Raw genomic sequence first — 497 nt, 5'->3', positions numbered from 1 at the left:
ATCGATGAACGGGGTGACGTTGATCTCGTGGCTTTCCTCGAGATCGTCATCCATGGTCTGTCGGATTCTGCTTCCCATGGCGCTACTCCGCCGCCAGTGGCGCGGCCGGCGCGACGGTGCGGAAGTCGAGGTCGCGGCTGACCAGTCGTTCGACCCCTGCCGAGGCATCGGCGAGGATCTGCCGATAGCCGGCTATCGAGCGGGCGAAGACGTTGTAGATGACGACGGCCGGTATGGCCGCGACCAGGCCCATCGCGGTGGCCAGCAGCGCTTCGGCGATGCCCGGCGCGACCACGGCGAGATTGGTGGTCTGCGCCTGCGAGATGCCGATGAAGGCGTTCATGATGCCCCAGACCGTGCCGAACAGGCCGACGAAGGGCGCGGTCGAGCCGATCGTCGCCAGCACGCCGGTGCCGCGTGACATGCGCCGCGCCGCCGCCGCCTCGATGCGCGACAGGCGCGACGTAACCCGTTCCTTGAGGCCATCGCCTGAGACA

Annotated in this window: 1 protein-coding gene; it reads right to left on the bottom strand. The window is 67.8% G+C overall.

Features of this window, described 5'->3' with window-relative positions:
* Positions 1–82 precede the first annotated feature (82 nt).
* Positions 83–497 (bottom strand): tonB-system energizer ExbB (exbB, locus tag EOC93_RS33720; RefSeq protein WP_127206765.1); only part of this gene is annotated, 415 nt, incomplete at its 5' end.

This window comes from Mesorhizobium sp. M6A.T.Ce.TU.002.03.1.1 (genome assembly GCF_003997275.1).
Taxonomy (GTDB): Bacteria; Pseudomonadota; Alphaproteobacteria; order Rhizobiales; family Rhizobiaceae; genus Mesorhizobium; species Mesorhizobium mediterraneum.
Note: the sequence above shows the minus strand (reverse complement) of the source record. Positions and strands in the feature narration are given on the sequence as shown.